Source organism: Ornithinimicrobium sp. F0845, from assembly GCF_023015765.1.
In the GTDB taxonomy this organism is placed as follows: domain Bacteria; phylum Actinomycetota; class Actinomycetes; order Actinomycetales; family Dermatophilaceae; genus Ornithinicoccus.
This window is the reverse complement of the sequence record NZ_JALKAL010000004.1, coordinates 173,901-197,836: the sequence shown is the minus strand read 5'-3', so window position 1 is coordinate 197,836 and position 23,936 is coordinate 173,901. Positions and strand designations below refer to the sequence as shown.

The following is a 23,936-nucleotide window of genomic DNA, read 5'->3' as shown; positions in this document are numbered from 1 at the left end:
TCATAGTTACCTCTCCTCGCCGCGGCGGAGCTGGCTCACCAGGTCGGCGCGGCCGGACAGGGCTGCCGAGACCGCGATGGCGATCGCGACGGCAGCCAGGATGCCCAGGACCACGGGCCCCAGCACGGCCCAGTCGACCGCGAGGTCGGGTTGGACGGTGCCGCCCGTGAGACCGGTCAGGTTGATCGCCCGCAGCAACAGCCAGGGGACCAGAACCCCGAGCCCCGCGCCGACCGCGAACGCCATGGCCACCAGCGGCCCCAGCTCCCAGGCCGTCAGCCCTCGGGCCTGCCGCTGCCGGAGGCCGAGGGTGCGCAGCACCGAGAACAGCGCGGTCCGCGCGGCAGCCCCCATGAGCTGGACGAAGAGCACCGCCAGCACGGTCAGCACCGTGGTCGCCAGCACCGCGGCAGCGAACAGCCAGAGCATCGTTCCGGTGACCGGCGCGTCCTGCAGGACCGCCAGCTTCTGCCGGGGGGTCTCGGCCAGGGCGTTGGGGACCGCGGAGTTCAGCGCGGAGACCAGCTCCTCGTCCTGCCCGGGGTCGGTGGCGCTGACCAGGACGACGTCCCCGGGGGGCACCGACCCGCCGTCGGCCTCCCACACCGTGCGGTCCACGACCAGGAACTCGCCGCGGGTCCGCACACCGGGCAGCACGTCGACGTGACCCACCACCTGGATCTGCCCGTGGGTCTCCAGGGTGCCGGTGCCGGAGTCGGCCGCCAGCTCGCCACCGGTCAGCACGGGGGTCGCGTCGCCGCCGCCCTCGAACAGGGCGTCGGGGAACTGCGGCAGGGGCGTGTCGGCCCAGACCTCGGGCAGCGTGCTGTCCACGATGTAGACGGTCAGCCCGCGGGCCTCGACCTCCCCGGCCAAGTCCATGTTGCTGGCCGCCGCCCGGATCGCCGCCACCTGCTCCACGCCGTCGACGCTGCGCACGGCCTCGACATCCTCCTGCGCCCAGGACGGGCCCGAGAGGCGGGCGTCCGCCCCGGCCGTCCGCCATACTGCCGTCTCGGCACCGGTGCTGATGGTGGAGGCGAGCACCGAGGACAGCACGGCCACCGACACCCCGAGGATCACGGCGAGGGCGGGGATCACGCCACCGGCGGGGTCACGCACCGCGCGCGCCGCGCCCAGGAAGTTGGTCAGACCCCGACGGCCGCGGAAGAGCGCCATGAGGGCGCGCACCGGCAGGGGATAGAGCCGCAGCGTGATGACGCACGCGGCGAGCGCCAGCAGCACCGGCGTGGCCGCCATGAGCAGGTCGACGCCGGTGTCGACCTGGACGAGGGTGTCCGCGGCCGTCCCACCGGCCGGGGCCGTGGCCGTCTCCTCGCGGGCGATGCCGGTGAGCCCTCGGTCGAACAACCGCCAGATCGCCAGCCCGGCCAGGGCCAGCGCGATGACCTCGGCCAGCACCCGGAGGCGGCTGGCGCCGCGGCTGCTGAGGTCCCGTCGCGTGGTGCGCGTCGCGGTGCTCGCGGTCCACGCGAGCAGCACCGCGGGGGCCAGACCGATCAGGGCGACCGGGACCCACTCGCTCCACCCGCTGGACACCGGGTTGACCAGGTCAGCGGCGTAGTGGCCCGCGACCGCTGCCGGCACACCGACGGCCAGGCCCTCCAGCAGCATCACGCCGCGGACCTGGGCCGACGACCCGCCGCGCGCGGTGGCCAGCGCCAGCGCCGGCTGCCGACGCGAGACGATGAGCCGTGACGCCAGCGCGAAGACCGCGAGGGCGACACCGATCGGTCCCGCCGCGACGACCGCCAGGATCGAGGCGGTGGCCCGCTGCTGCTGGGACAGCGACTCGAAGGTGTCAAGCACCTCGGTGTTGAAGGTCACCTGGATCGGCGGGGCGTCCATGTTGAACGTGGGGCTGTTGAAGGAGGTGTCCATGTCCTCCGGGTCTGGGGGCAGGCGGACGTCCTGCTGGGTCGCGGTCATCGCGAGCAGCTGGGAGGTGACCTCGTCCACCTGGTCGCCGCGCAGGGACTCCCCCTCCAGGGGGTAGAACAACCGCATCGAGTTGTTGGTGATCGGTCCGGTCGACCCGGGGTTGGCGGAGGGCAGGTATGCCGTCACGAAGGCCATGAGACCGAGGTTGCCGCTGAAGATCTCACCGACCGTGATCGAGTTGGGCATGTGCGCCCACCGGGGGTCCTCCGGATCCTTCGGTGCGAAGGTGCCGGTGATGAGGTAGTCGTTGAACTCATCGCCCGCGGCCAGGTTCAGCCGCTCGGCGGCCTCGTCGAGCAGCAGGACCTGCACGGGGCCGCTGGCCGTGCCGGGAGGGATGCTCTCGGCGGGCAGCTGCGGGCTCTCGTTGATCACCACCTGCGGCCACTGCCCGGAGACGAGGTCGACGTGTTCCTCGAGCAGGGGGTCCACCCGGTCCTGGATCGAGACGCTCGCGTAGTCGGTGCCCTCCGGCGGCTCGTAGCCGACACCCCGCCCCAGGTCGACGAAGAAGTCTCCTGGCTGCAGCAGAGAACGCAGCGGCTCCGGCTGAGCCTGGCGGATCTCCTCGAGCCCGTCCAGCACCGGCCCCCAGGTGTCCTCGGCCGAGACGTACTCCCGGTGTGGCTGAGGGACCATCGTCGCGGTCCAGGTCGCCGACAGGTCGCGCTGCTGCGCCGAGAGCGCGCCGACCTGGTAGGGCACCTGCCTGCTGTTCATGTCCAGGACGTAGCGCGGCCACAGGGTCGCGGCACACGCGACCAGCGCCACCAGCAGGCCGAGCAGCAGCGTCGGCCAGGGGTCGGCGAGGAACTGGCGCAGGGCCACGCGGCCTCGGCCCGGGACGTGGATGCGACCGTGGCGGCTCATCGGGCCTCCTCGATGAGCTCCGCGGACCGCTCCGGGCCTCGCAAGCTCGTGTCCTCGCGGATCCTGTCGCTCACCGGGGCCTCCTCGATGAGCTCCGCGGACCGCTCCGGGCCTCGCAAGCTCGTGTCCTCGCGGATCCTGTCGCTCACCGGATCTCCTCCCGGTACTCACGATCGAGGGCCTGGTTGCGGACGGTGGTGTAGAGCACGGCGAGCAGGAGCACGAGGACGAGCAGCAGGGCGCCCAGGAGCGCCGCCCAGAGCGGCACCTCGAGCGCCAGGGGTGCGGGGAGTTGCGCCTGCCCGGCGAGGGTCGTGCTGCGGGACAGCTCGGGCACCACGAGCCGGCTCACCAGCCAGCCCGCCACGAGGCCCAGCCCGACCGAGGCCAGCACGACGGCGAACAGCTCGGCGGTGCGGGCCCGTGCCTGGCCACCGGGCGTCATCCCCAGGGCGCGCAGCACGAGGACCTCGGGACGGCGCACCCGCAGCAGGTTGGCGGCCACCGCACCGATGCCGGTCACCGCCAGCAGCACCGCGCCGGCCGAGGCGACCCAGAAGACGAGCCGCACCGCGCTGGCGGCGTCGGTCACCGAGACCGCATCGGGACCGCTGACGGCCGCGACGTCGGGCAGCTCCTGCACCCGCTCGAGGGTGGCCCCAGGGTCGCTGCTGGAGGCCCACAGCTGGGTGGGCCGGCCGAGCGTGTCGCCGGACGTCGACAGGTGCTCGCTGACCGCCGTGCTGTCGATGAGGATGCTGTGCGGGGACGTCGAGCCCGGCACTGCCGTGACGATTGCGCCCACTCGGGCCTGGATGGTCCCGCCGAACACCTGCACGGACAGGGGCGAGCCGACTTGGAAGTTGCCGGTCTCGGCGAGCGTGGCGGTGAGCGCGACCGGCAGCGCTGACGGGTCTGCCACGGCCGTCTCGCTCTCGTCGGGGCCTGGGTCAGCCGTGGCTGCGTCACCAGCCTCGCCGCCGGCGCCGGTTCCCTCCTCACCGGTCCCGGGCGCAGCACCCCCCGGGGCTCCTGCGGTGCCCGGGTCGATCAGACCCGGGTCGCGCAGCGGCACGAGGGCGCGGGTGTCGTTGCGGAAGGTGTTGAGGTCCTCACGGCCGGACGTGGCGGTGAGCGTCAGCCCCTCGGGGCCGCCCTGCAGGGTCCCGGTGGTCGGGGTGGGCAGCTGGTCCGCCAGGTCCTCGTCCGGCTCCGGCCACTCGCTTGGGATCGTTGTCTGCCAGTCGGCCAGCGCAGGGTCGGCGAGCAGGTTCGTGTCGCTGTCCCCCTCACCGGTCGTCGTCAGACTCGTGACCGCCACGTCGAGGTCGTAGAAGTGGCCCGTCTGCGGGAAGCCGAGGTCGATGCCGACCAGGCTCCGTCCGGGACCCGGATCCACCGGCACCTGCACGGTGCCGGACGTGGTCTCGGGGGCCACGGTCACCTCGGGGGAGCCGGGAGGGTCGCTCAGGCTGACCCCGAAGGTGAAGCCGACGGGCGGAGCCTCCACCCGCAGCAGGCTCTGGCTGCCCTCGTCCCAGAACCACAGCACGGTGGTGACCTCCGAGTCGCGCAGGAACCCGCGGAGGCCGATCTCGACCTGGTCGCGCGCCATCTCGTCGATGAAGGCCGGGTCGGGGTCCTCGCCGGTCTGGTCGCGGTACTCCTGGGCGAACTGGTCGCCCATCCACTCGTAGTCGTGGGTGGCTTGCTCCTGCAGCGCGTCCGCGTCCTGCGGCGCTGCCGTGATGTCCAGCGACAGGTCCAGCGCGGTGGCGGTGTCGGGGACCGCCAGTGTCGTCGTGGGTCGTGCGTCTCCTCGCAGGGCCTGCGTCACCTCCGCCACGTCGAGCACCCCCTCGGGGACGCTGACGGCCCCGCCGAGCTGGTCGACGGGCAGGGTGGTGTAGGACACGACGTTGCTGCCCACGCGTCCCTCCGAGAGCCAGATGGGGGCGCTGGCGTCGACGCCCTCGACCCCGGCCAGGGTCGGCACCGTGGCCAGCGACGTCTGGGACACCGGTTCGGAGGTGGTGACGGCCCGCAGGTCCGCGCCACGGCCGAGTTCGGCGATGCTGTTGCGCAGCTGGGCGGAGGTGCCGGCGTACAGCCCGGACACCGTTGTGGCACCCACGGCGAGGACGGTGAGGACGACCGGCACGGCATACACGACGATGCGGCGGGAGACCTGTGCCGAGACCAAGTGGGTGAGCAGGCCGCGGGAGCGGCGGCTGAGCGTCTCCACGAAGCGAGCGACCGGGCCGAGGATGGTCGTGGCCAGGAGCGCGGCCGCGGCCAGCAGCAGCGCGGGGGCGGCGCCGGCGACCAGGTCGGTGCGCAGGCTGCCGTCGGCGGAGGTGACCAGCGGCGAGCCGTAGCGGCGCAGCTGCCACCATGACAGGGCCGCCGCACCCAGGGTGAGCACGATGGTGCCGAGCGCGGCCACGGTCCGGGTGCGACCGGAGCGGTCGGTGGCGGTCCGGGCGGCCAGGGTGCGGACCTGCAGGACGTTGACAACCACCAGCGCGACGATCACCGCGACCCCGGCCAGGATGCCCGTGCGCACCACGATCCCGGTCTGCAGGGCACCGGCGGGCACGAGGCGCATCACCCCGAGGGCCGCCACGATGCCGAGTGCGGCCGCGACGACGGCGACCGCGAGCGACTCGACCAGGGACCAGAGCAGCACCTGCCGCCGTGCGGCGCCGCGGGCGATGAGCAGCTCGACCTCGCCGGCCCGTGCCTCGGCCTGCAGGCGGGCGATCTGGACGATGGCGATGAGGCTGACCAGGAGCAGCAGGGTGACCGGCACCAGGTTCAGCGCCCTCGCGGTGGCCAGGTTGCGGGAGGCCGCGGCGGCAGTCGGGGCGAGGTCGCCCTCGACGGTGACGCCGCGCACCTCGACCTCGGGGGTGCGCATCTCCCGGTCGAGGGTCCCGGCGACCGCGGCCAGGCGAGGCATGTCGGCGGGCAGGATCTCGTCGGGGTCGGGCTGCACGGTGAACCGGACGAACGGGGTCGAGCCGAACGAGCCGACGGAGTCCTCCGGCACGACCAGCGGGCCGACGTTGCCGCCGTCGACGCCGGTCTCGGCCAGCGGGTCGCCGAACCAGAAGGCCTCCTGCGCGTCGACCGGGCGCCACAGCGCGGTGATCTCCACGGGGGTGCCGCTGACATCCAGCTGGTCACCGACGCCGACTTCCCAGGTGCTGGCCACGCTGGCGTGCAGGGCGCCCTCGACGACCTCCCCGCCGGAAGTGGGCCAGCTGCCCTCGGTCACCTCCACCCGTTCGCCGAAGGTGGGGTCGCCGGTGGTCAGGGCGGGTCCGGTCATCACGACCAGCCGACCGGACTGTCCCGTGACGCTGCGCGGCTCGGAGACGATCGTGCGCTGGATCAGCACCTCGGTGGGCGCGAACGCCTCGCGGATGATCGTCTCGCCGGCGGACGCCTGCGCGGCCGGGTCGTCGGCCAGGCGGGTCTGCACCCGGATGCCGGCCTCGGTCGGCTCGGCGTCGGAGAGGGCGTGCCGCGCGGCCGTGGTGGCCGCCGCCTCGGAGTAGCCGAGGGTGCCCGCGATGATCGCCGTGGTGCCTGCGGCCAGGACCAGGATGGTCAGCAGGAGACCCAGGCCCGCGCGGGCGCGCTTGACGACCAGCGCGAACACACCCATCCAGCAACCTTCTCCCTCGCACGACCTGACCCCAAGTCAACGGCGACTTTTCCACGCCGGTGGTCATGGCGCAAAGTGATTTGTCGAACCGTTGTGGATTCGTGACCCATCTCGTGAGCGGGACCGGGCAGGGCGCCAGGCGGGCCGTTGAGCTCTCTCCGACGTAGGGACGCCGGGCCGTTGGACTGTCTCCGACGTAGGGACGCATGAGAGGATCAGCGGCGTCCCAGACCCGGCCGAGGATCTCCCGCCCCGTGACTTCACCCTCCCCCACGCACGCCCGCAACCTGCGACAGGACGTCGAGGGACTGCGGGCGATCGCGGTCGGCACCGTGCTGCTCTATCACCTGCACGCACCGGGTGTCCCGGGCGGCTTCGCCGGCGTCGACGTCTTCCTGGTCATCTCGGGCTTCCTCATCACCTCGGGGCTGTTGCGCGAGGTGGAACGCAGCGGCAGCGTCGCGCTCCCGGAGTTCTACGCCCGGCGGGCGCGCCGGCTGCTGCCGGCCGCGTCGCTGGTCATCATGTTCACCCTGGCGGCGGGGTGGCTGGTGCTCCCGGTGAGTGCGCGGACCGACCTGCTCAGCGACGTCCTCGGATCGACCCTGTATGTCGTGAACTGGGTCCTCGCCGCCCGCTCAGTGGACTACCTGGCCGAGGGGTCGGGGGTCTCCCCGCTCCAGCACTACTGGTCGCTCTCGGTCGAGGAGCAGTTCTACCTGCTCTGGCCGCTGATGATCCTGCTGGCGGTCGTCGTCGCCGCGCGCCTGCGGCTGCGGCCGAGGCGGACCATGCTGGTGCTGCTGTCGCTGCTGGGCGCGCTGTCCCTGGTCTGGTCGGTCGTGTACACCTCGTCCAGCCCGGCCGCCGCCTACTTCGTCACGACCACGCGGCTGTGGGAGCTGGCCGCGGGGGCGGTGCTCGCCTTCGCCGTCCCCCGGCTGAGGCGGGCACCCGCATGGCTGTGTCAGCTGGGCGTCGCGGTCGGGCTGGGCATGATCCTGCTGTCGGTCACCCTCGTCGACCGGACCACGCCGTGGCCGGGCACCGCCGCCCTCGTGCCGGTGATCGGGTCGGTCCTGGTCATCGCGGCCGGGATCCCGGGCCGTCCCACCGTGGTGGGTCGGGTGCTGAGTCTGCCGCCGATGGTGTGGGTCGGGGGGTTGTCCTACGCGATCTACCTGTGGCACTGGCCGCTCGTCGTCCTCGCGGAGGCGCGGTGGGGCGAGCTGGCGGTGCCCGCCCTGGCGTCCCTGGGGGTGCTCACGGTCCTGCTGGCCTGGGCCACCAAGCACCTCGTCGAGGACCCGATCCGGTTCCGCCGCTCGCTGGCCATCCGGCCCTGGCGGTCCCTCGTGATGGGGGCCGCCACGATGGCCATCATCTGCGGCGTCGCCGGCGCCGCCTGGGTGACCAGGCCCGACCTGAGCGACACCACCGCCGCCCCCGGGCCGGCTGCCCTGGTCGCCGACCCCGCGGCCAGGACCTGGCAGCAGGTCGACGACCCCAGCAGCGTCTACACCCCGGCCGGACCGCTGCACCCCGAGCCCGCGCTCGCGCGAGAGGACATCCCCGGCTACTACGACGACGACTGCCAGATCGCGCAGGGCGACGCCGAGCCCGACCCCTCCTGCGTCTACGGCAACACCGGCTCCGCGACGGAGGTCGTCCTGTGGGGCGACTCCAAGTTGGGGCAGTACTTCACCGCGCTCGACGCGATCGCGCGGGACGAGGACTGGCGGCTCACGACATACTTGAAGAGCGCCTGCGGAGCCACCGTCTCGGGGCACCCGATGGCGGACTGCAACGCCTTCGGGGAGACCGTCGTGGACACCCTCCTCGCCCAGCAGGTGCCGCCGCACCTGGTGATCATGAACGCCGCGGGTGAGCTGCCCCCCGAGCTGGTGGCGGGGATCAGCACGGCGATCACCGAGCTGCAGCGGGCTGGCATCCCCGTGGTGGTGCTGATGGACAACGCCCCGACCTGGGAGGGGGCCATCTACGAGTGCGCGGCCGAGCACGCCGACGACCTGTTGACCTGCTCGTTCGCCCGGGAGGAGCCGCAGGGAGGCCCGGAGACCGCCGAGCTCGCGGAGGCGACCGACAGCCCGCTCCTGGACCTGCGGCCGTGGATCTGCCCCACGGCGGAGTGCCCGGTGGCGATCGGCGGGCAGCTCGTCTACCGGCAGGGCAGTCACGTCACCGACACCTATGCGCGGTCGCTGACCCCCTTCATCTACCGCGAGCTGAGCCGGTGGGGGTTCACCGCGGCCGACCCCGAGGACATCCTCCTGGACCGCGTGCCCCCGCGAGGGGCGTCGGAGTGAGCACCGACCCGGTCGTCGCGGGCGGGTAGTGTCGGCACGTGCCTGATGTGAAGCCCTGGCGTCGTCTGCGCCGTCGACTCGGTGCCCTGGCCCGGAAGGCGGGCCTCAGGCGTGCCCCCGCCAGACCCACGAGTGCTGCCGGAGGCAAGACCGCGGGGCCGTCGAGTGCCGCGAAGAAGCCTGCGGCGGGAGCGTCGGGGTCGGGACAGGAGAGGCCGGAACAGGAAGGGCAGACCGGCGGCGCCACCGAGGCCCCGGCACCCCCGCCCCCACCGACCGAGGACCAGCTCACGGCCGCGCGGCTCGCCGAGCTGTCCGACACCGGTGAGCACGCGGAGGCGCTCGCGCTGGCGGAGCGGGAGTTCGACCGCGTCAAGGGACAGGACAGCCCCGAGCGCGACCTGATGCGCCAGCTCCAGACCAGCGCGGCCAAGGCCGGTGCGATCAGTCTGCAGCTGGGTGTGCTGCGCCGTCGGCTCGAGCTCGAGCCGGCGAACAAGGCGCTGATGCGCCAGCTGCGCACCCAGGAAGGTCGGTGGAACGAGTCGGAGCCGGGGTGGCTCCCCACGATCGACCCCGAGGTGATCGCTGCCCTGCCCCCGCGACCGGCGCAGCGCGAGCGGAGCGGCACGATCCTCCACCTGCTCAAGATCGGCATGCCGCAGCGACAGAGCGGCTACTCGATGCGCAGCATGTACACCCTGATCGGCCAGGAGCGCGCTGGGCTCAACCCGGTCGCGGTGACCGCCCTGGACTTCCCGCGCAGCATCGGCGTCGAGGACGCCCCGGACATCGACGAGGTCGGCGGTGTGCGCTACCTCCACCTCTACCGCGACGAGATCCCGCCGTCGGAGCCGTGGGATGAGTACCTCCACGCCTATGCCAACGCCCTGCTGCCCGTCGTCGCCGCCGAGGACCCCGACCTGATCCACGTCCACTCCGGCAACCGGGGCACCGAGGCCGCACTGGTGGCCCTGGCCGTCGCCCGCGTGCTCGACCTGCCCGTGGTCTACGAGGTCCGCGGCTTCTTCGAGGCGTTGTGGACCCGGGACACGGACTGGGCCGAGCACGCCGAGATCTACCACCGCCGACGCGCCGCCGAGGTGTGGTGCCAGCGCGAGGCGGCCTCGGTCGTCACGCTCAGCGAGTCGATGAAGGACGACATCGTGGCGCGAGGGGTCGACCCCGACCACGTGCACGTCGTCCCCAACGGCATGGACCCGACGGCCTTCGTGCCCCGCCCGCGCAACCAGGAGCTGGCGCAGGACCTGGGCCTGACGGACCGCTTCGTCTTCGGCTACGTGTCCAACCTGGACCACTACCGCGAGGGCCAGGAGCTGCTCATCGACGCCGCCCTGGAGCTGCGCCGTCGAGGGGTGCCGGCGACCGCGCTGATCGTGGGCGACGGCCGCCGCCGGGAGCTGCTGGAGCAGCACGCCAAGGACACCGACGCCGGTGACGCCGTGCTGTTCACCGGGCGGATCCCGCACGACCTGGTGGGCGAGTACTACGCGCAGCTGGACGTCTTCGTCATCCCGCGCATCAACGAGCGCGCCGCGCGGCTGGTCACGCCGCTCAAGCCCTACGAGGCGATGGCCCTGGGCATCCCGCTGGTCGTCTCCGACCTGCCCGCACTGCAGGAGATCACCGGCGACGGCGACCGCGGTGAGACCTTCGTCACCGGCGACGCCACCTCGCTGGCCGACGTGCTCGAGCGGCTGGCCGGCGACCCGGAGCGGCGCGAGCACCTGGCGGAGCGAGCGCGGGAGTGGGTGCTCGGCCACCGCAACTGGTCGCACAACGACGAGCGCTACGCCCGGATCTACGGGGCGGTGCTCGGCCCGCGCGACTGAACCGGTCCGCTTGGGCGGTTGCGTCGGGGCCGGACCGCGACACCGACGACTACCCGAGCAGGCGTCGATAGACCCCGTCCACGGCGTCGGTGATCCGTCGCCAGTCCCGTTCCGCGACGACCCACTCCCGGGCCGCGGCACCGAGCCGGGCGCGCTCCTCCGGGTCGTCCAGCAGCTCCTCGAGCACCCGGGCGAGGTCGTCGGCGTCGCCCTTGGTGAACAGCCGGCCGGTGACCCCGTCCTGCACGATCTCGGTCAGCGCGGCCACGTCCGAGGCGACGACCGTCTTGCGCATCGCCATCGACTCGAACGGCTTGATCGGCGAGATCATCTCGCACACCGGCAGCGGCTTGCGCGGGAAGGGGGTGATGTCGACCAGGCTGAGATAGCCCTCGACCTCCTCGTGCGGCACCCGGCCGGTGAAGGTGATCAGGTCGCCGACACCCAGCTCCTCCACGATCAGGTGGAGCTTCTTCTCAAAGGCGCCGTCCCCGACCACGAGGACGTGGAAGTCGTCGCGCCGCCCCCGCATCCGCGCGATGGCCTCGCACAGCAGGTCGAGACCCTCGTAGTGCACCAGCCCGCCGAGGTAGCCGATGATCGTCCGCCCCGACAGGCCGAGGCGCTCGGCCAGCTCCTCGTCGCGCTCACGCGGGGTGAACCGCGAGGCGTCGACGCCGTTCGGCACGACGGTGATCCGCTCGGGGTCGACTCCCATCCGCACCATCTCCCGGCCCAGCGCCTCGGTGATCACCAGCAGGGCGTCGGCGTGCCGGGCCACTGTGCCCTCGAGCTGATCGAGGTAGCGCCGCCGGGGTGACCCGGAGAACAGCGGGAACCGAGCCTCCTCGAGGAGCTGCTTGAGCCCGCGCATCTCGTAGACGAAGGGGACCCCGAGGGTCCGGGCCGCGGTCAGCCCGGCCATCCCGACGTCATACAGGCTGGAGGCGTGGACCAGGCTGGCCCGCTCCGCCCGGGCCAGCGCCGCGATGCCCTCCGCGCCCCGGGCGACGTAGGGCGGAAGCGGCACCCGGGGGTAGTCGCGCACACCCTCGGTGAGCAGCCGGTGGTAGGGGACACCGTCGACCACGTCCACCGGCGCGGGCTCGCGCTCGTCGTCGGCCGACCACCACAGGTCGAAGGGGAAACCGAGTCGGGTCACGGCCGTCACGTCCCAGCCGCGCTCGGACAGCGAGGTGAGTATGCCGTGGGACCGGGTCGCGTAGCCACCGGACCGGAGCGGGAGGGACTGGCCCAGCACGGACACGACGGAGCGCCGGTCGAGCTCGGCGGGGTCCGGGTCCGGCGCCCGCGCCGGGGGTTCCCACGGCTGCGCCAGGAGGGTGCGCTCGTCCTCGGCCTCGGCGGTCAGCTCGCGCGTGCTCTCGGTCGGGGCGTCGCCCTCCTCGCGCGCGGCCGCGAGGGCGGCCAGACCGGTCCACCCGTGCGTGGCGGCGTGGCGGGCCAGCCAGTGCCAGGCCATCGCGGGGACCCGGTCGAGGGCCTCCGCCGGCCAGGTGGGCAGCTGCGTCTCGAGGTCGTCGAACTGGCGGGCCCGGGTCATCCGGCGCACGAGGCGCCTGGGTCCGTCGGGGACCTCGAGCAGCGCGGCGACCGCCTCATCCTCGAGCCCGCCCTCCAGCACCTGCGTCACCCGCACGTCGAGCACCAGCGCGTCGACGCCGGTGAGGTTCAGCGGCGGGGCCTGATCCGCGAGCCGGGTGCGCCACTGCTGCAGCGCGTCCAGGTGCGCGGGGCGAAGCCCCTCCAGCGCGGCCACGGCCCGGCGGAGCTGTCCGGGGCTGCGCGGCGTGCGACTCAGCAGGGCGGCCTGGGCACGGTCGAGGAGGTCCGCGTCCCCGAGCCTGCGAGCCGTCCGGGAGAGACGGATGACGTCGGTGAACCTCGCCTCGCGCCGGCCCAGGAGCGCGGTGAGCAGCTCGGCGGTGCGTGCGTGGTCACCTGCCCGGAAGGCGTCGGTCGCCGCAGCGCGCACCAGACCGGCCGGGGCGTCGGCGCTGAGCTCCCGCGTGGGGAGGAGGTCGGTCAGGGTTGCGGCCCACGTGTCCTGCCGCTGACGGGCCGAGTGGGCGGGTGGGGTCTTGGTCGCCCGCGCCGAGGGGGCCGGGGACTCGGTCTGGGGGGCCGAGTGGGCGGGTGGGGCCTCGGTCTGGCGGGCAGCATCCGGCTCTTCGAGGAGCTCGAGCAGCGCGCTCGACGTCAGCCACGGGTCCACGCACCGCACGCGGCCCTCGAGCCTGCTCTCGGCGGCCTCCGCGGGCAGCACGCAGGGCAGACCGGCCGCCAGCGCCTCGAGCGCGGCGATCTCTGCGTGCAGGTCCCACCGGCCGTGATAGACCCAGACGTCAAGGTGGGACAGGAACTCCCGCGCGGTCATGCCCGTGCCCAGGAAGGAGCACCACGACGGCGGCGGCAGGTCCCGACCGAGGACCGCGGTCGGGACGGTCAGCCCGCTGAGGGCGTGCACCTCGACCTCGAGCACCGGCGCGCCGGCCGGAGGGACCGGGAGGGGCTGCGTGACGTCCGTCGGGATCTCCTCGGGCGACAGCGGCCAGATGTGCTCCGGGTAGGCGTGGCGCAGCGTCTTCGGCCCACGTGGCCAGCGGCTCACGTAGTCCCGCAGGTGGTGGCCGATCACCAGGGGACGTTGTCCTGTCAGCTCTCGCCGGGCCGGCCGCGCGGGTCCGGTCTGCGGCCAGTCGGCTCCGCTGACCGGGGCGAGGTCCGCGTCCACCCATCGCTCGTCCGGCACGGCGGCACGCACCGCGGAGGGCTCCTCACCACGGTGCACCCGGGCCGGGCCGCCCCACTGGGGGAGCCGGTCAAACAGGTCCTGGCAGCGACGGTCGACGGCCTCGACGGTCCACCCCTCGGGGGTGGCCTCGTCGGCCACGACCAGGATCTCCGCGACCTGAAGGTGCGCGTCGTCCAGGTGCAGCAGGCTGGCGGGCTCGGTCACGACCAGGAGATCGACGTGGTCCTGCTCGTGCGGGTTGGTCAGCCCCGCCCGGCCCAGCCGGACGTCCCGGGACAGGGACTTGGTCAGCGACTCCCGCTTGGTGGCCAGCGGGAGGGGCGACTCGGCGTGCGCCACGGCGACGGAGAGCCCGGCGTCGGCGGCCGCCCGGGCCACGCCGAGGGTCCGCGGGGCGCGGGGCTGACCGTTGCGCAGGTCGCCGAGCACGACCACCTGCCACCCTGGGGCCGTCACCGCCCCCGGGGGGTCCGGCGCCCAGGCGCGGCGCGGCACCGGGAACGGCCGGCCGTCACCGGGCAGCACGGCGCGGTGACGACGGGAGCTGACCTGGTCGTGCCACTCCATATAGCTGTCGCGGTAGGCCAGCCGGTCCCATCGCAACCAGCCCGGGATCGCGTCGGCGCGCGACAGCGAGTTGGACCGGAGCTGGGTGATCGCCATCGGTGCGGGATGGCGCAGGTCGCGCACGCTGCCCTTGCGCAGGGCGCGCAGCCGGAACGGCAGCTCCATGTCGCCGGACTTGCGGACGGCGTCGAAGTGGCCGACGAGCTGCTGGACCGGGACCCGGTCGAACAGCAGGGAGCTGGCGTTGAGGCGCGCCGCGGGATAGCCGACGTAGGTCAGGGTGAGGTCCTGGTAGGCCCGCAGGGTCCACGTCCGGTTGGCCAGGACGTCCGGGTTCTCCAACAGGTGGCGCACCTGCACCTCCACCCGGCGCGGGTGGGTCCAGTCGTCGCTGTCCTGGAAGGTCATCCAGCGACCCTGCGCCAGGCTGAGGGCGAGGTTGCGCGCCTCGTAGGTGCCCCCGTTGCGGGGCGCACGGACGACCCGGACCCGCGGGTCGAGGGCCTCGGCCTCCTCCAGGAGGGACTCGAACCCGGCGGGCGAGGCGTCGTCCACGACCAGCAGCTCCAGGTTGCGCCAGGTCTGCTCGAGCACACCGCGGACTGCGAGCAGCAGGTCTCGGTCGGGGCGGAAGGCCGACATCACCACCGTCACCAGCTCGCCGTCGACCTGCCCGGCCGGCACCGCGCCGGCGACCTGCCTCGGCTCCTCGTCGACCCGCCTTGGCCCCTCGTCGACCTGCCCGGCCACGGGTGCGCTGAGCCGCTGGTAGGGATTCGCGCCGGCGTGCAGCGGGCGCAGCTGCACCGGCTCCAGTCCGTCGGCGGCGTGGATCTCGTTGAACACCGCCAGCCAGCGGTCCTCCGCGGCGGCGAGCTCCTCGGCCGTGAGCCCCTCCACCAGGCCGGCACGGTGCGGGCTGACCCGGTGCGGGTTGAGCAGGTCGGTCCGCAGGGACCACCGGTCGAGGTCGCTCAGGGCTACCTGCTCGTCGGCGAGCAGGGCCTCGAGCTCCTCGTCACGGTCGGCCCGGACGAGCAGCTGGGCGTAGAGGGTGGCCACGTCGGGTGACTGCGCGGCCAGACCTTCCCGGGCGACCACGCGGTCGAGCTGCTCCAGGCCCGCGACGTGCGCGTCGGGAGCCCCGGAGAGCGCCGTGAACCGCGCCAGCGCTGCCCGTTCCCCGGCCGCGGACAGCACGCGCGGTGCCAGGGGGCTGCGAGTGCGGATCGCGAACTGGGTGTAGTGCCCGACGCTCTCGGGACGCAGCTGCTCGGCGAGCTGGACGACCAGGTCCTGGTCAAGGTCAGCACCCGGCTGGTCCTGGGAGGTGTCGGTGCTCAGCGGGTCCGGGCGGTCAAGAACACCCATCAGGAGGGCCGGTCCTCCGCCCCGCCGGTGCGGTCGGCCATGGCGTCGAGCAGCTCGACGCGGGTGCGCTCGGTGCTCGCGACCAGGCGGGCGCCCAGGGCATCGACCCGGCGCTCCAGGTCCTGGATCTCATGGCTCATCTTGGCGATGGGTTTCTTGCTCGGCGCACTCGGGCGGGACCAGGGACCGAGCACCGTGACCGCGGTGCCGAGGTGCAGGATGACGAGACCGACGACGACGACCTGCCACCAGGACAGCAGGGCCGCCACGACGGTGAGCAGGCCGATCACCCCGAGGCCGGCCAGCACCGCCCGCGTCGGGATGCGGCGCAGCCCACGGCCTGCGGGCCTCCCCGTGGCTGTCTTCATGCGGGTCGCCTCGCTTCGTGTGCTCGTGAACTCATGCTCTGGAACTGCCCTGGACGCTCTGGAACTGCCGCGGATCGGGAGCGGGGACCCCTCAGGCCCGCCGGTTTCTGCCGACCTAGCATGCCACGTCCGTCCCGGCACCCCGCCGGAGGCACACCCTGTGACAGCATGACCACGTTCCATGGACTGCAGAAGGGATCTCACGTGTCCGGCTCGCAACCTCTGGTGGTGCACATCACCGGTGCCCGCCCCAACTTCCCCAAGGCCGCTCCGGTCATCGCGGCGCTGCGTGAGTTCCCGCTGACCCAACTGCTGGTGCACACGGGGCAGCACTACGACGAGAAGATGAGTGAGGTCTTCTTCCGCCAGCTCGGTCTCCCCGAGCCGGACGTCAACCTGGGTGTCGGTTCCGGTGCGCACGGCGCCCAGACGGCGGCCATCATGATCGGGCTGGAGGAGCTGTTCACCGACCGGCGCCCCGACCTCGTCGTCGTCTACGGGGACGTGAACTCCACGGTGGCGGCCGCGGTGGTCGCGGTCAAGATGGGCATCCCGATGGCCCACGTCGAGGCGGGCCTGCGCTCCTTCGACCGCACCATGCCCGAGGAGATCAACCGGCTCCTGACCGACCGGATCTCCGACCTGCTGCTGGTCACCAGTGTCGATGCCATCGCGCACCTGGGGCACGAGGGCGCGGCCGCCGACAGCATCCACTTCGTCGGCAACCCGATGATCGACACGCTGCTGCGGCACCTGGACTCCCTCGACACCGAGGGCGTGGCCGCGGCGGTCGGTGTCGACGCCTCACAGCCGTATGTCGTGGCGACCCTCCACCGGCCCGGCAACGTCGACGACCCGGCCGACGTCGCGGAGCTGGTGAAGTCCGTGCACGCGGTGGCCGACCAGGTGCCGGTCCTGATCCCGCTGCACCCCCGCGGCCGTGGGCGTCTGGAGGAGGCCGGCTTCATGGACCACCCGCAGCTCTCGGTGATCGACCCGCTGGGGTATGTCGAGTTCCTGGGCCTGGTCAAGGGCGCCGCCGCCGTCGTCACCGACTCCGGCGGCGTGCAGGAGGAGACCACGGTGATGGGGGTGCCGTGCCTCACCCTGCGACCGAACACGGAGCGACCGGTCACGATCACCCACGGCACCAACCAGCTCGTGCGGCGGGACACCCTGCCGGCGGCGGTCGCGGAGGTGCTCGCGGCGGGTCGGCAGGCGACGTGGCCGGTGCCGCCGCTGTGGGACGGGCACGCCGGGCCGCGTATCGCCGAGGTCCTGGCCGGGCACCTTGGTCTGACCAGGAGCTAGACGGGTCCGCGCACGCCGAGATGAGGTTCGCGCGCCGAGCGTGGCTCGGCCGCTCTGAAAAGCGCTACCCGCCCCGAGAGTGGCTCGGCCGCTCCGAGAAAGCGTCACCCACCCCTAGAGTTGCGCTATGTCAGCCAGCCCCACCGGTGGGAGCGAGGGAGCACCCGCCACCGACCTGGTCGTGGCCTACGCCTTCGCGCCGTTCGCCGACACCGCGGCGGTCGTCGCCGCGAAGCGGGTGCGGCAGGCGGGTCGCCCGGTCGACGTCATACAGAACGACATGTCCTCCCAGCGGGACTCCGACGCGGCCCTGGACCAGATCGCGGGCGACCTGGTGCGCCGCCGGGCGGTACTGCCGACCCCGACCCTGTTCTCCTCGTGGAAGGGCGTGCAGACCTTCGTCGAGGCCGGGCTGGGCCGGGCGCTGGAGTGGGACGCCGACGGTCCCGGCTACGAGCGCGTCTACAGCCGTGCCCACTGGGTGCCCAGCCACGTCCTCGCGGCGCGCCTGAAGACGCTGCGCCCGCACCTGCGCTGGACCGCTGAGTTCTCCGACCCGCTGTCGGTCTACGTGGACGCCAAGGAGCGGCAGTCCCCGGTCGGGGAGGGTGCGCTGCTGGACGAGCTGACCGCCGCGGTCAGGGCGGCGGGGTTCGCGCTCCCCGGCGACAACGTGTTCACCCTGGTGGAGACCCTGCCCTACGCACTGGCCGACGAGCTGCTGTTCACCAACGAGAACCAGCGTGACCTGATGATCAGCCGGATCGAGGACGAGGCGCTGGCCGCCCGGGTCAGGGAGCGCGCGGTGGTGTCCCCGCACCCGACGCTGCCGCCGGAGTTCTACCGGCTCACCGAGCCCGAGGCGGACCTCGACACAGGCCGGCGGCACATCGGCTACTTCGGCAACTTCTACGTCAACCGCAGCATGGCCAGCGTGGTCGCAGGGCTCAGCGCGCTGCCGCCGGACCTGCGCGATCACCTGCGGCTCGACGTCTACACCTCCAAGCCGGAGACACTGACCTCCGCCCTGGCCGGGCTCGAGGAGTCCGGTGCCGACCTGGTGCACGCGCGGCCGTTCGTCAGCTACCTCGATTTCCTGTCGCTGAGCACCCGCATGGACGCACTGCTCATCAACGACGCGGTCACCAGCCGGCTGTTCGAGGCCAACCCGTTCCTGCCCTCGAAGTGGAGCGACTACCGCGGAAGTGGTCGACCGGTCTGGGGTGTCGTCGAGGCCGGGAGCCCGCTGTCCGGGCAGCCCCTGGACTATCGCTCACCGGTCCAGCACACGAGCGCGGCCGTGCAGGTGCTCGCCCAGATCGCGGCTCAGGACCCGGTCGGTCCCTCGGCGGACCCGCCGAGCACGAGCTGACTCAGGGCCCGGGCCGGGTCGCCGGCCAGGAACCGTCGCTCCACCTCGTCCCGCGCGGTCGCCGAGGACCGGGCCCACTCCTGCTCGTCGGCGTTCGCCAGGACCCGCTCGACGGCGGCCTCCACCGTGTCCACGACCCACTCGGAGGGGAACAGGCCACGGGCGCCGTCGAGGCGGGCGAAGATGGGCCAGTTGCGGACGACCGGGACGGCGCCGGAGGCCGCTCCCTCGACCAGCCCCAGACCGAAGGACTCGCGCCGGCTGCTGCTCAGCACGAAGCCGGCCGACCGCAGGTGCGGTGCCAGGTCACGGGTCGCACCCACGAACTCCACCCCGCCACGGACATCAGGTGCGGCGAGTCGCTCCCGGAACCTCGCGGCATACTCCCGGCCGGATGTCACCGTCCCCGGCGCGAAGTCCGGGCCCACCAGCACCAGGGTCCACCCGGGGTCGTGGGCCCGCAGCCTGGCCAGCACCTCCAGCGCCCACGCGGGGTCCTTCACCGGCTGGGCCCAGCCGATCATGATCAGGCGACGCAGGTGCCCCGGTGTCTTGTCGTCCGGGATCCGAGCGGTGTCGACGGCGTTCGGCAGCACGTGCAGCGTCGTGCCGGACAGGCGGTCGCCGAGCAGGCCGCGCACTACGTCGCGCAGGTGGTCGCTGACGAACACCAGGTGGTCGACGCGGGACCAGTCGATGAGGTGGATCCAGGGGGAGAGCGCGTCCATGCTGTGGATGCGCAGCGTGACCCGCACACCGTCCGGGACGTGCATCAGCGCGACGAGGGCGCCGCGGTCCGCCCAGTCGATGAAGACCGCGTCAGCCTGGTCGAACAGGGCGGTCAGCTCCTCGTCGACGATGTCCTCGCCCATCGCCTGGCGCAGCCGTGCCTCGACCGGCTCGGGTCGCACGCCGAGCCCCTTCACGGTCGCGCCGCGCCCCGGCCACTCGTGCACGACGACCTCGGTGTCCGCCCGGGCCCGGAGCTCCTCGACGAGCTGGGCGGAGAACTGGGGGTAGGAGCCGCGGAGCACGACGACCCGCTGCTGTTCGTCGTCGTGGTCGTGGTCGTGGTCCGCGGTGCCGCCGGCGTCCGGGTCTGCGTCAGCCGCACCGCGGGGTCGCCCCGGCCCGGAGCGGGCCAGCACGCGCCCGACGTCCGAGGCCCGCCAGTCCCGCAGGTAGCCGTCGGGGTCCTCCACCAGCGGCGTAGACTCCTTGTCGGCGTGCAGCTCCACGTGGAAGAGCAGGCCGAGCGCGACCGTGGTGAGCGCGGCCGTGCGCTCCAGGTCGCCGGCCGCCAGGACCTCGTCGATCGCCGCCAGGAGGGACGTGGCGCTGGCCCGCAGGTCGGGGTCCTCGAGGCCGTTCTCGGAGGTCCGGGTGTAGGCGAGCAGGGCTCGGCGGCGGGCGAGCTCCACGTCGTCCTCGACCTCGGACTGGACGAACGGCAGCAGCAGGACGGCCTGCTGGTGATGCCCTGACCGGGTGAGCTCGGTGACGTAGTCGGTGAGGTCGGCCTGCACCGAGTCGGGCGCCGGGCCCTTCAGCAGCGCGGCCCGCCGCGCCAGCGGCTCGGCGTAGGCAGAGGTGAGCTCCCCGGCCTGCGCGGCCTGCTGGAAGTCGGTCCAGGTCCGGCCCAGTCCGGCCCAGCCGCGCAGCTCCGTGTGCGTGATCCGGTCGCTGCGGCCCTCGATGATCGTGTCGAGGTCCGCCCGAGCCTTGTCCCCGAAGGCCACGACCCCGTCAGCGCGGTCCAGCCACCGTAGGACTGCCGGGTCCAGGCGGACGGCGTCGACCAGCTCGTCGCGGTCGCCGCGCCAGTGGCCGCGGGGAGTGGACAGCAGCTGGCGGAGGGCGCCGGACGAACGGACCAGCCCGGGCCGGATCCGGCGTCGCAGGGCGAGGAAGTCGAGCGACTCGTCGGGCTCCCCGGTCCGCCAGACGAGCGCGACGACGTGCCCCACCAGGGTCAGTCCGCGCAGGTAGTCCGCGACCCGGGTGAAGTCGGCGGCGTCGTCGGCGAGCGCGACGATCCGTTGCGGGCGCGTGGTGGACAGCACCGGCCCGTCGACGGGCGGAGGTGTGGGGAGTTGTGCCTTCACGGGGGCGGCCACGACGAAAGTCTAGCCAGAAGCGCACTGCTCAGGGGGCGGCCCGGGGACCAACGGACCGGGACCGTCCGCGGAACTCGGCGACCACGGCTCCGTCCGCCTCCCGGGTCACGGTCACGTCGCAGATTCCGTTGCGGCCGTATGTCGTTCGCTCCCGGGCCGAGGCGACGAGCACGTCGCCGAGGCGGGCCGCCGTGACGAAGGTGATGTCGCAGGTCGCCGCCACCGTCGGGGTGCCCCCGGCGTTGCAGGCCAGCGCGAACGCCGAGTCGGCCAGGGTGAAGATCAGCCCGCCGTGGCAGATGTCGTGACCGTTCACCATCTCCGCCGTGACGGGCATCCGGGCGGTCGCGGCGCCGCGGTCACCGTCATGGGTGACCTCGAGGCACTCGATCCCCAACCCGGCAGAAGCACGGTCCTCGGCCCACATGGTCCGGACGTGCGTCAGGGCGGAGCCGCGGTCTGGTCCGCCGTTCAGAGCTGGTCCTCGAGGGCGGGGCTGACGCGGTAGCGCCCGCCCGGGAACGCCGTGTCCAGGGCTCGCAGCTGCTCCACGACGGTGGCCGCGCCGATCTCGGCGAGCCACTGGTGCGGTCCCTTCGGGTAGTTGGTGCCGAGCATCATCGCCGTGTCGACGTCCTCGGCGCTCGCCTCGCCCCGCCGGACCAGGTCGACGCCCTCGTTGACCAGCCTGGCGATGGTCCGGGCGACCGGGTCGGTCTCGACCGGCCCGCCGACCAGCTCGCGGACCCGGCCCTCGTCCGGGGTGGCGTCCACGGCTTGGCCCCCGTCGGCATACTCGAACCAGCCGTGCCCGGTCTTGCGACCCAGCCGGCCCGCCTCGACCAGCCGGCGCTGGGCGTCCACGGGCTCGTAGCGCGGGTCGCGGTCGGTCTGTAGCCACACGCTCGTGCCGACGGCCAGGTTGACGTCCTGACCGATCAGGTCGGTCAGCTCAAACGGCCCCATCCGGAACCCGCCGTGCTCGCGCAGCGCCAGGTCCAGGGTGGCCGGGTCGGCGACCCCGTCCTGCACCATGCGCTGCGCCTCCCCGTAGAACGGCCGGGCCACCCGGTTGACGATGAAGCCGGGCGTGGACGTGCACATCACCGGTGTCTTGCCCCAGCGGCTCATCAGCTCCATGGCCTCGGTGAGCACGTCGCCCGAGCTCTGGGTCGTGCGGACCACCTCGACGAGCTTCATGAGCGGGGGCGGGTTGAAGAAGTGGAGTCCGATCACCCGTTCCGGGGCACGCAGGTTGGCGGCGATGGCGTTGACGTCGAGGCTGGAGGTGTTGGTGGCCAGCACCGTCGACTCGTCCTGGTGGTCGGCCAGGGTGTCGAAGATGTCGTGTTTGACCCCGAGGTTCTCCACGACCGCCTCGATCACCAGGCCCACGGGCGGGAGCTCCCTGAGGTCGCCGTCGGCCGCGGGTCCGATGACGATCCGCTGCAGTATGCCGTCACGCTCCTCCGCGGTCAGCTTCCCCTTCTCGACAAGCCGGGTGAGCGTGGTGGCCAGCTTCTCGCGGGCCGCGGCCGCCGCGCCCTCGGCAGCGTCGACGAGGTGCACCTCGTGGCCCGCCGCGGCGGCGACCTGCGCGATGCCCGAACCCATGGCCCCGGCCCCGACGACGGCAACGGTGGTCTGTGCGTCTGTGAGCGGCATGCGGTTCATCGTGCCATCAACCCGTCCGGGCCTGCGCCCGCAGCTCCTTGAGCAGGGGGATATCCGGATTGCCCTCGTCCCGCGACCCGGGGGTCTCCAGGATGAACGGCACGCCGTCCGTCTCCGGGTGGACGAACAGCTCACGGAAGGCGCCGGTCCCGATGTGTCCCTCGCCGATCTGCTGGTGCCGGTCCTTGAAGGCGCCGCGCACGTCCATCGAGTCGTTGGCGTGAATCAGCCGGAGCCGGCCCCGCCCGCCCATCTCGACGATCCGGTCGACCGCGGCGGTCGCCCCGCCCTCCTCGTCCAGTGGCTCACCCGCCGCGAAGACGTGGCAGGTGTCCAGGCAGATCCCCGCCCTGGGGTGGAAGTCCAGCGCCTCCAGATAGCCGTGCAGGTCCTCGATCCCGGCACACAGCGAGCGCCCCTGTCCGGCCGTCGGCTCCAGCAGCAGCCACGGCGCGTCATCGTGCTCGAGCGTCTCCAGGATCGGCAGCAGCGCCTCGCGCACCCGCCGCATCGACGCGTCGAACAGCCCCCGGTCACCGCTCGGGTCGACGAAGGACCCGGTGTGCACGACGACTCCCTCGCAGCCGGTCTGCACGGCCCGGACCAGGTTGTGCGCGACCGTCTGCACGGACCTCTCGTAGGTCGCGGTCGTCGGACTGCCGAGGTTGACGAGGTAGGGCGCGTGGATGAAGGCCCGCACGCCGTCCCGCGCCAGCGCCTCACGGAATGCTGCGTCCTCGGCCGGCTTGCCGGTACTGAGCGCCCAGCCGCGGGGATTGCCGGCGAAGATCTGCAGGGCCTCGCACCCCATCGCGCGTGCCGTCGCCAGCGCCCCCGCGACCAGCCCCTTGCCGACCGGCACGTGGGTCCCGATGGGGTTGCGTCGCGCGTCGGGCGACGGTGAGGTGGCTGGCGGTGGGGCGGCAGTATGCGGAGTGGCGGGCATAGCGGGACAGGCTACGTCGCGTGCACGTCACGCTGGGTGCCCGGCCGCAACGATCACGCGATGCCGCCCGTCGGGACGTCGCGTGCCCGGCGGGGACGATCACGCGAGGCGCTCGGCATACTGCCGCTCGAGCTCCTGGACCTCCTCCGGCCCAGGCGTGGTCGGGGCGTCACCGTCCAGCAACTGCTCGAGCAGGCCGAGGCAGACCTGGTAGCCCGCCCCGGTGCCCTCGTGACCGTGCGGGCCCCTGGTGCCCAGCCAGGTGGTGAAGACCAGGCGCGTGCCGTCATCGAGGGGTGTCAGCTCGAACCGGAGCAGGTCCGCGTCGGCCCGGGCGTTGCCCCACTCCAGGACGAAGAGCCGCGGTGGATCCCACTCGAGGATGCGTCCGGGCAGGACGGGGTCGTCCAGGTCAATGCCCTGCTGCTCCAGCTCCTCGGCGGCGGACTCGGCCGTCTCCGGCCAGAACGGCAGCTGCACCTCGGCACCGGCCCGTCGCTCGCCGACGATGTCCGCGGGGAACCAGTGGTGCAGGTGCTCGCTCTCGGTGAGGGCGGCCCACACCTTCTCGGGTGGGTGGGACAGGTGCCGCTCGTAGCGCAGCCCTACCGTGTCGCCCTCTCGCAGCACCGTGCCCAGCCGGCTCTCGGTGGTCGCGCCCTGCGTCGTCGTGCCCTCTGACTCGGTCTGCGTCGTCGTGCCCTCCTTCTCGGCCTCCGTCGTCGTGCCCTCTGTCGCCTCGGTCATCG

The 23,936-nt window shown here is 73.0% G+C and carries 14 protein-coding genes; 4 read left to right on the top strand and 10 right to left on the bottom strand.

Translation table 11 applies throughout. From position 1 onward, the window contains the following. Positions 1 to 6 precede the first annotated feature (6 nt). From MWU75_RS08300 to MWU75_RS08290, 3 genes are read right to left on the bottom strand one after another with little or no spacing between them, the layout of a single operon-like run. A complete protein-coding gene (locus tag MWU75_RS08300) occupies positions 7 to 2,832 on the bottom strand; it encodes an FtsX-like permease family protein (RefSeq protein ID WP_247089579.1) in 2,826 nt (941 codons plus the stop codon). Next, positions 2,829 to 2,981 (bottom strand): hypothetical protein, encoded by a 153-nt coding sequence (locus tag MWU75_RS08295; RefSeq protein ID WP_247089578.1) that lies wholly within the window; start codon positions 2,979 to 2,981, stop codon positions 2,829 to 2,831. The genes MWU75_RS08300 and MWU75_RS08295 overlap by 4 nt, the downstream gene beginning before the upstream one ends. After that, positions 2,978 to 6,505, bottom strand: a complete 3,528-nt coding sequence (locus tag MWU75_RS08290) for an FtsX-like permease family protein (protein WP_247089576.1) — start codon at positions 6,503 to 6,505, stop codon at positions 2,978 to 2,980. Before MWU75_RS08290 ends, MWU75_RS08295 begins: the two co-directional genes overlap by 4 nt. Before the next feature lie 254 nt (positions 6,506 to 6,759). Here MWU75_RS08290 and MWU75_RS08285 point away from each other — a divergent pair, with 254 nt between their 5' ends. Together MWU75_RS08285 and MWU75_RS20260 are read left to right on the top strand one after the other, a co-directional pair. After that, positions 6,760 to 8,832 (top strand): acyltransferase family protein, encoded by a 2,073-nt coding sequence (locus MWU75_RS08285; RefSeq protein WP_247089574.1) that lies wholly within the window; start codon positions 6,760 to 6,762, stop codon positions 8,830 to 8,832. A 38-nt stretch (positions 8,833 to 8,870) separates the two neighbouring features. Continuing rightward, the gene (locus tag MWU75_RS20260) at positions 8,871 to 10,685 is read left to right on the top strand and encodes a glycosyltransferase family 4 protein (protein ID WP_247089572.1); all 1,815 of its coding nucleotides are present in this window, start codon (positions 8,871 to 8,873) and stop codon (positions 10,683 to 10,685) included. A gap of 49 nt (positions 10,686 to 10,734) precedes the next feature. On the opposite strand, the gene MWU75_RS08275 is transcribed toward MWU75_RS20260, so the two are convergent. Together MWU75_RS08275 and MWU75_RS08270 are read right to left on the bottom strand one after the other, a co-directional pair. Beyond that, positions 10,735 to 15,399 carry a glycosyltransferase gene (locus MWU75_RS08275; protein WP_247089570.1) on the bottom strand — a complete coding sequence of 1,555 codons (4,665 nt, stop codon included), beginning with the start codon at positions 15,397 to 15,399 and terminating at the stop codon, positions 10,735 to 10,737. Continuing rightward, a complete protein-coding gene (locus MWU75_RS08270) occupies positions 15,399 to 15,767 on the bottom strand; it encodes a hypothetical protein (protein WP_247089568.1) in 369 nt (122 codons plus the stop codon). The genes MWU75_RS08275 and MWU75_RS08270 overlap by 1 nt, the downstream gene beginning before the upstream one ends. 168 nt (positions 15,768 to 15,935) lie before the next feature. Here MWU75_RS08270 and wecB point away from each other — a divergent pair, with 168 nt between their 5' ends. Both wecB and MWU75_RS08260 read left to right on the top strand, forming a co-directional pair. Continuing rightward, positions 15,936 to 17,078, top strand: a complete 1,143-nt coding sequence (gene wecB / locus MWU75_RS08265) for a UDP-N-acetylglucosamine 2-epimerase (non-hydrolyzing) (protein ID WP_247089566.1) — start codon at positions 15,936 to 15,938, stop codon at positions 17,076 to 17,078. A 127-nt stretch (positions 17,079 to 17,205) separates the two neighbouring features. After that, entirely contained in the window at positions 17,206 to 18,450 is a 1,245-nt protein-coding gene (locus MWU75_RS08260; protein WP_247089564.1) for a hypothetical protein, read from the top strand. Here the strand turns inward: MWU75_RS08260 and MWU75_RS20255 are convergent. From MWU75_RS20255 to MWU75_RS08235, 5 genes are all read right to left on the bottom strand, one after another. Continuing rightward, a complete protein-coding gene (locus tag MWU75_RS20255) occupies positions 18,405 to 20,567 on the bottom strand; it encodes a glycosyltransferase family 4 protein (RefSeq protein ID WP_247089562.1) in 2,163 nt (720 codons plus the stop codon). The two genes, MWU75_RS08260 and MWU75_RS20255, sit on opposite strands and share 46 nt — an antisense overlap. 28 nt (positions 20,568 to 20,595) lie before the next feature. Further along, positions 20,596 to 20,994 (bottom strand): hydroxyphenylacetyl-CoA thioesterase PaaI, encoded by a 399-nt coding sequence (gene paaI / locus MWU75_RS08250; protein WP_247089560.1) that lies wholly within the window; start codon positions 20,992 to 20,994, stop codon positions 20,596 to 20,598. A gap of 44 nt (positions 20,995 to 21,038) precedes the next feature. Beyond that, positions 21,039 to 22,232, bottom strand: a complete 1,194-nt coding sequence (locus MWU75_RS08245; protein ID WP_247089558.1) for a 3-hydroxyacyl-CoA dehydrogenase NAD-binding domain-containing protein — start codon at positions 22,230 to 22,232, stop codon at positions 21,039 to 21,041. Positions 22,233 to 22,248: 16 nt separating this feature from the next. Then, the gene (locus MWU75_RS08240; RefSeq protein WP_247089557.1) at positions 22,249 to 23,187 is read right to left on the bottom strand and encodes a deoxyribonuclease IV; all 939 of its coding nucleotides are present in this window, start codon (positions 23,185 to 23,187) and stop codon (positions 22,249 to 22,251) included. A gap of 99 nt (positions 23,188 to 23,286) precedes the next feature. Beyond that, on the bottom strand, positions 23,287 to 23,934 hold the full coding sequence (locus tag MWU75_RS08235) for an SRPBCC family protein (protein ID WP_247089556.1): 648 nt from the start codon (positions 23,932 to 23,934) through the stop codon (positions 23,287 to 23,289). Positions 23,935 to 23,936 lie beyond the last annotated feature (2 nt).

What these genes read in the sequence shown, in the direction of transcription:
- MWU75_RS08300 (WP_247089579.1), bottom strand. Translation starts at nt 2,832, where the DNA reads ATGAGCCGCCACGGTCGCATCCACGTCCCGGGCCGAGGCCGCGTGGCC.
- MWU75_RS08290 (WP_247089576.1), bottom strand. Translation starts at nt 6,505, where the DNA reads ATGGGTGTGTTCGCGCTGGTCGTCAAGCGCGCCCGCGCGGGCCTGGGT.
- MWU75_RS08275 (WP_247089570.1), bottom strand. Translation starts at nt 15,399, where the DNA reads ATGGGTGTTCTTGACCGCCCGGACCCGCTGAGCACCGACACCTCCCAG.
- MWU75_RS08270 (WP_247089568.1), bottom strand. Translation starts at nt 15,767, where the DNA reads ATGAAGACAGCCACGGGGAGGCCCGCAGGCCGTGGGCTGCGCCGCATC.
- wecB (WP_247089566.1), top strand. Translation starts at nt 15,936, where the DNA reads ATGACCACGTTCCATGGACTGCAGAAGGGATCTCACGTGTCCGGCTCG.
- MWU75_RS08260 (WP_247089564.1), top strand. Translation starts at nt 17,206, where the DNA reads ATGTCAGCCAGCCCCACCGGTGGGAGCGAGGGAGCACCCGCCACCGAC.
- paaI (WP_247089560.1), bottom strand. Translation starts at nt 20,994, where the DNA reads ATGTGGGCCGAGGACCGTGCTTCTGCCGGGTTGGGGATCGAGTGCCTC.
- MWU75_RS08245 (WP_247089558.1), bottom strand. Translation starts at nt 22,232, where the DNA reads ATGCCGCTCACAGACGCACAGACCACCGTTGCCGTCGTCGGGGCCGGG.
- MWU75_RS08240 (WP_247089557.1), bottom strand. Translation starts at nt 23,187, where the DNA reads ATGCCCGCCACTCCGCATACTGCCGCCCCACCGCCAGCCACCTCACCG.
- MWU75_RS08235 (WP_247089556.1), bottom strand. Translation starts at nt 23,934, where the DNA reads ATGACCGAGGCGACAGAGGGCACGACGACGGAGGCCGAGAAGGAGGGC.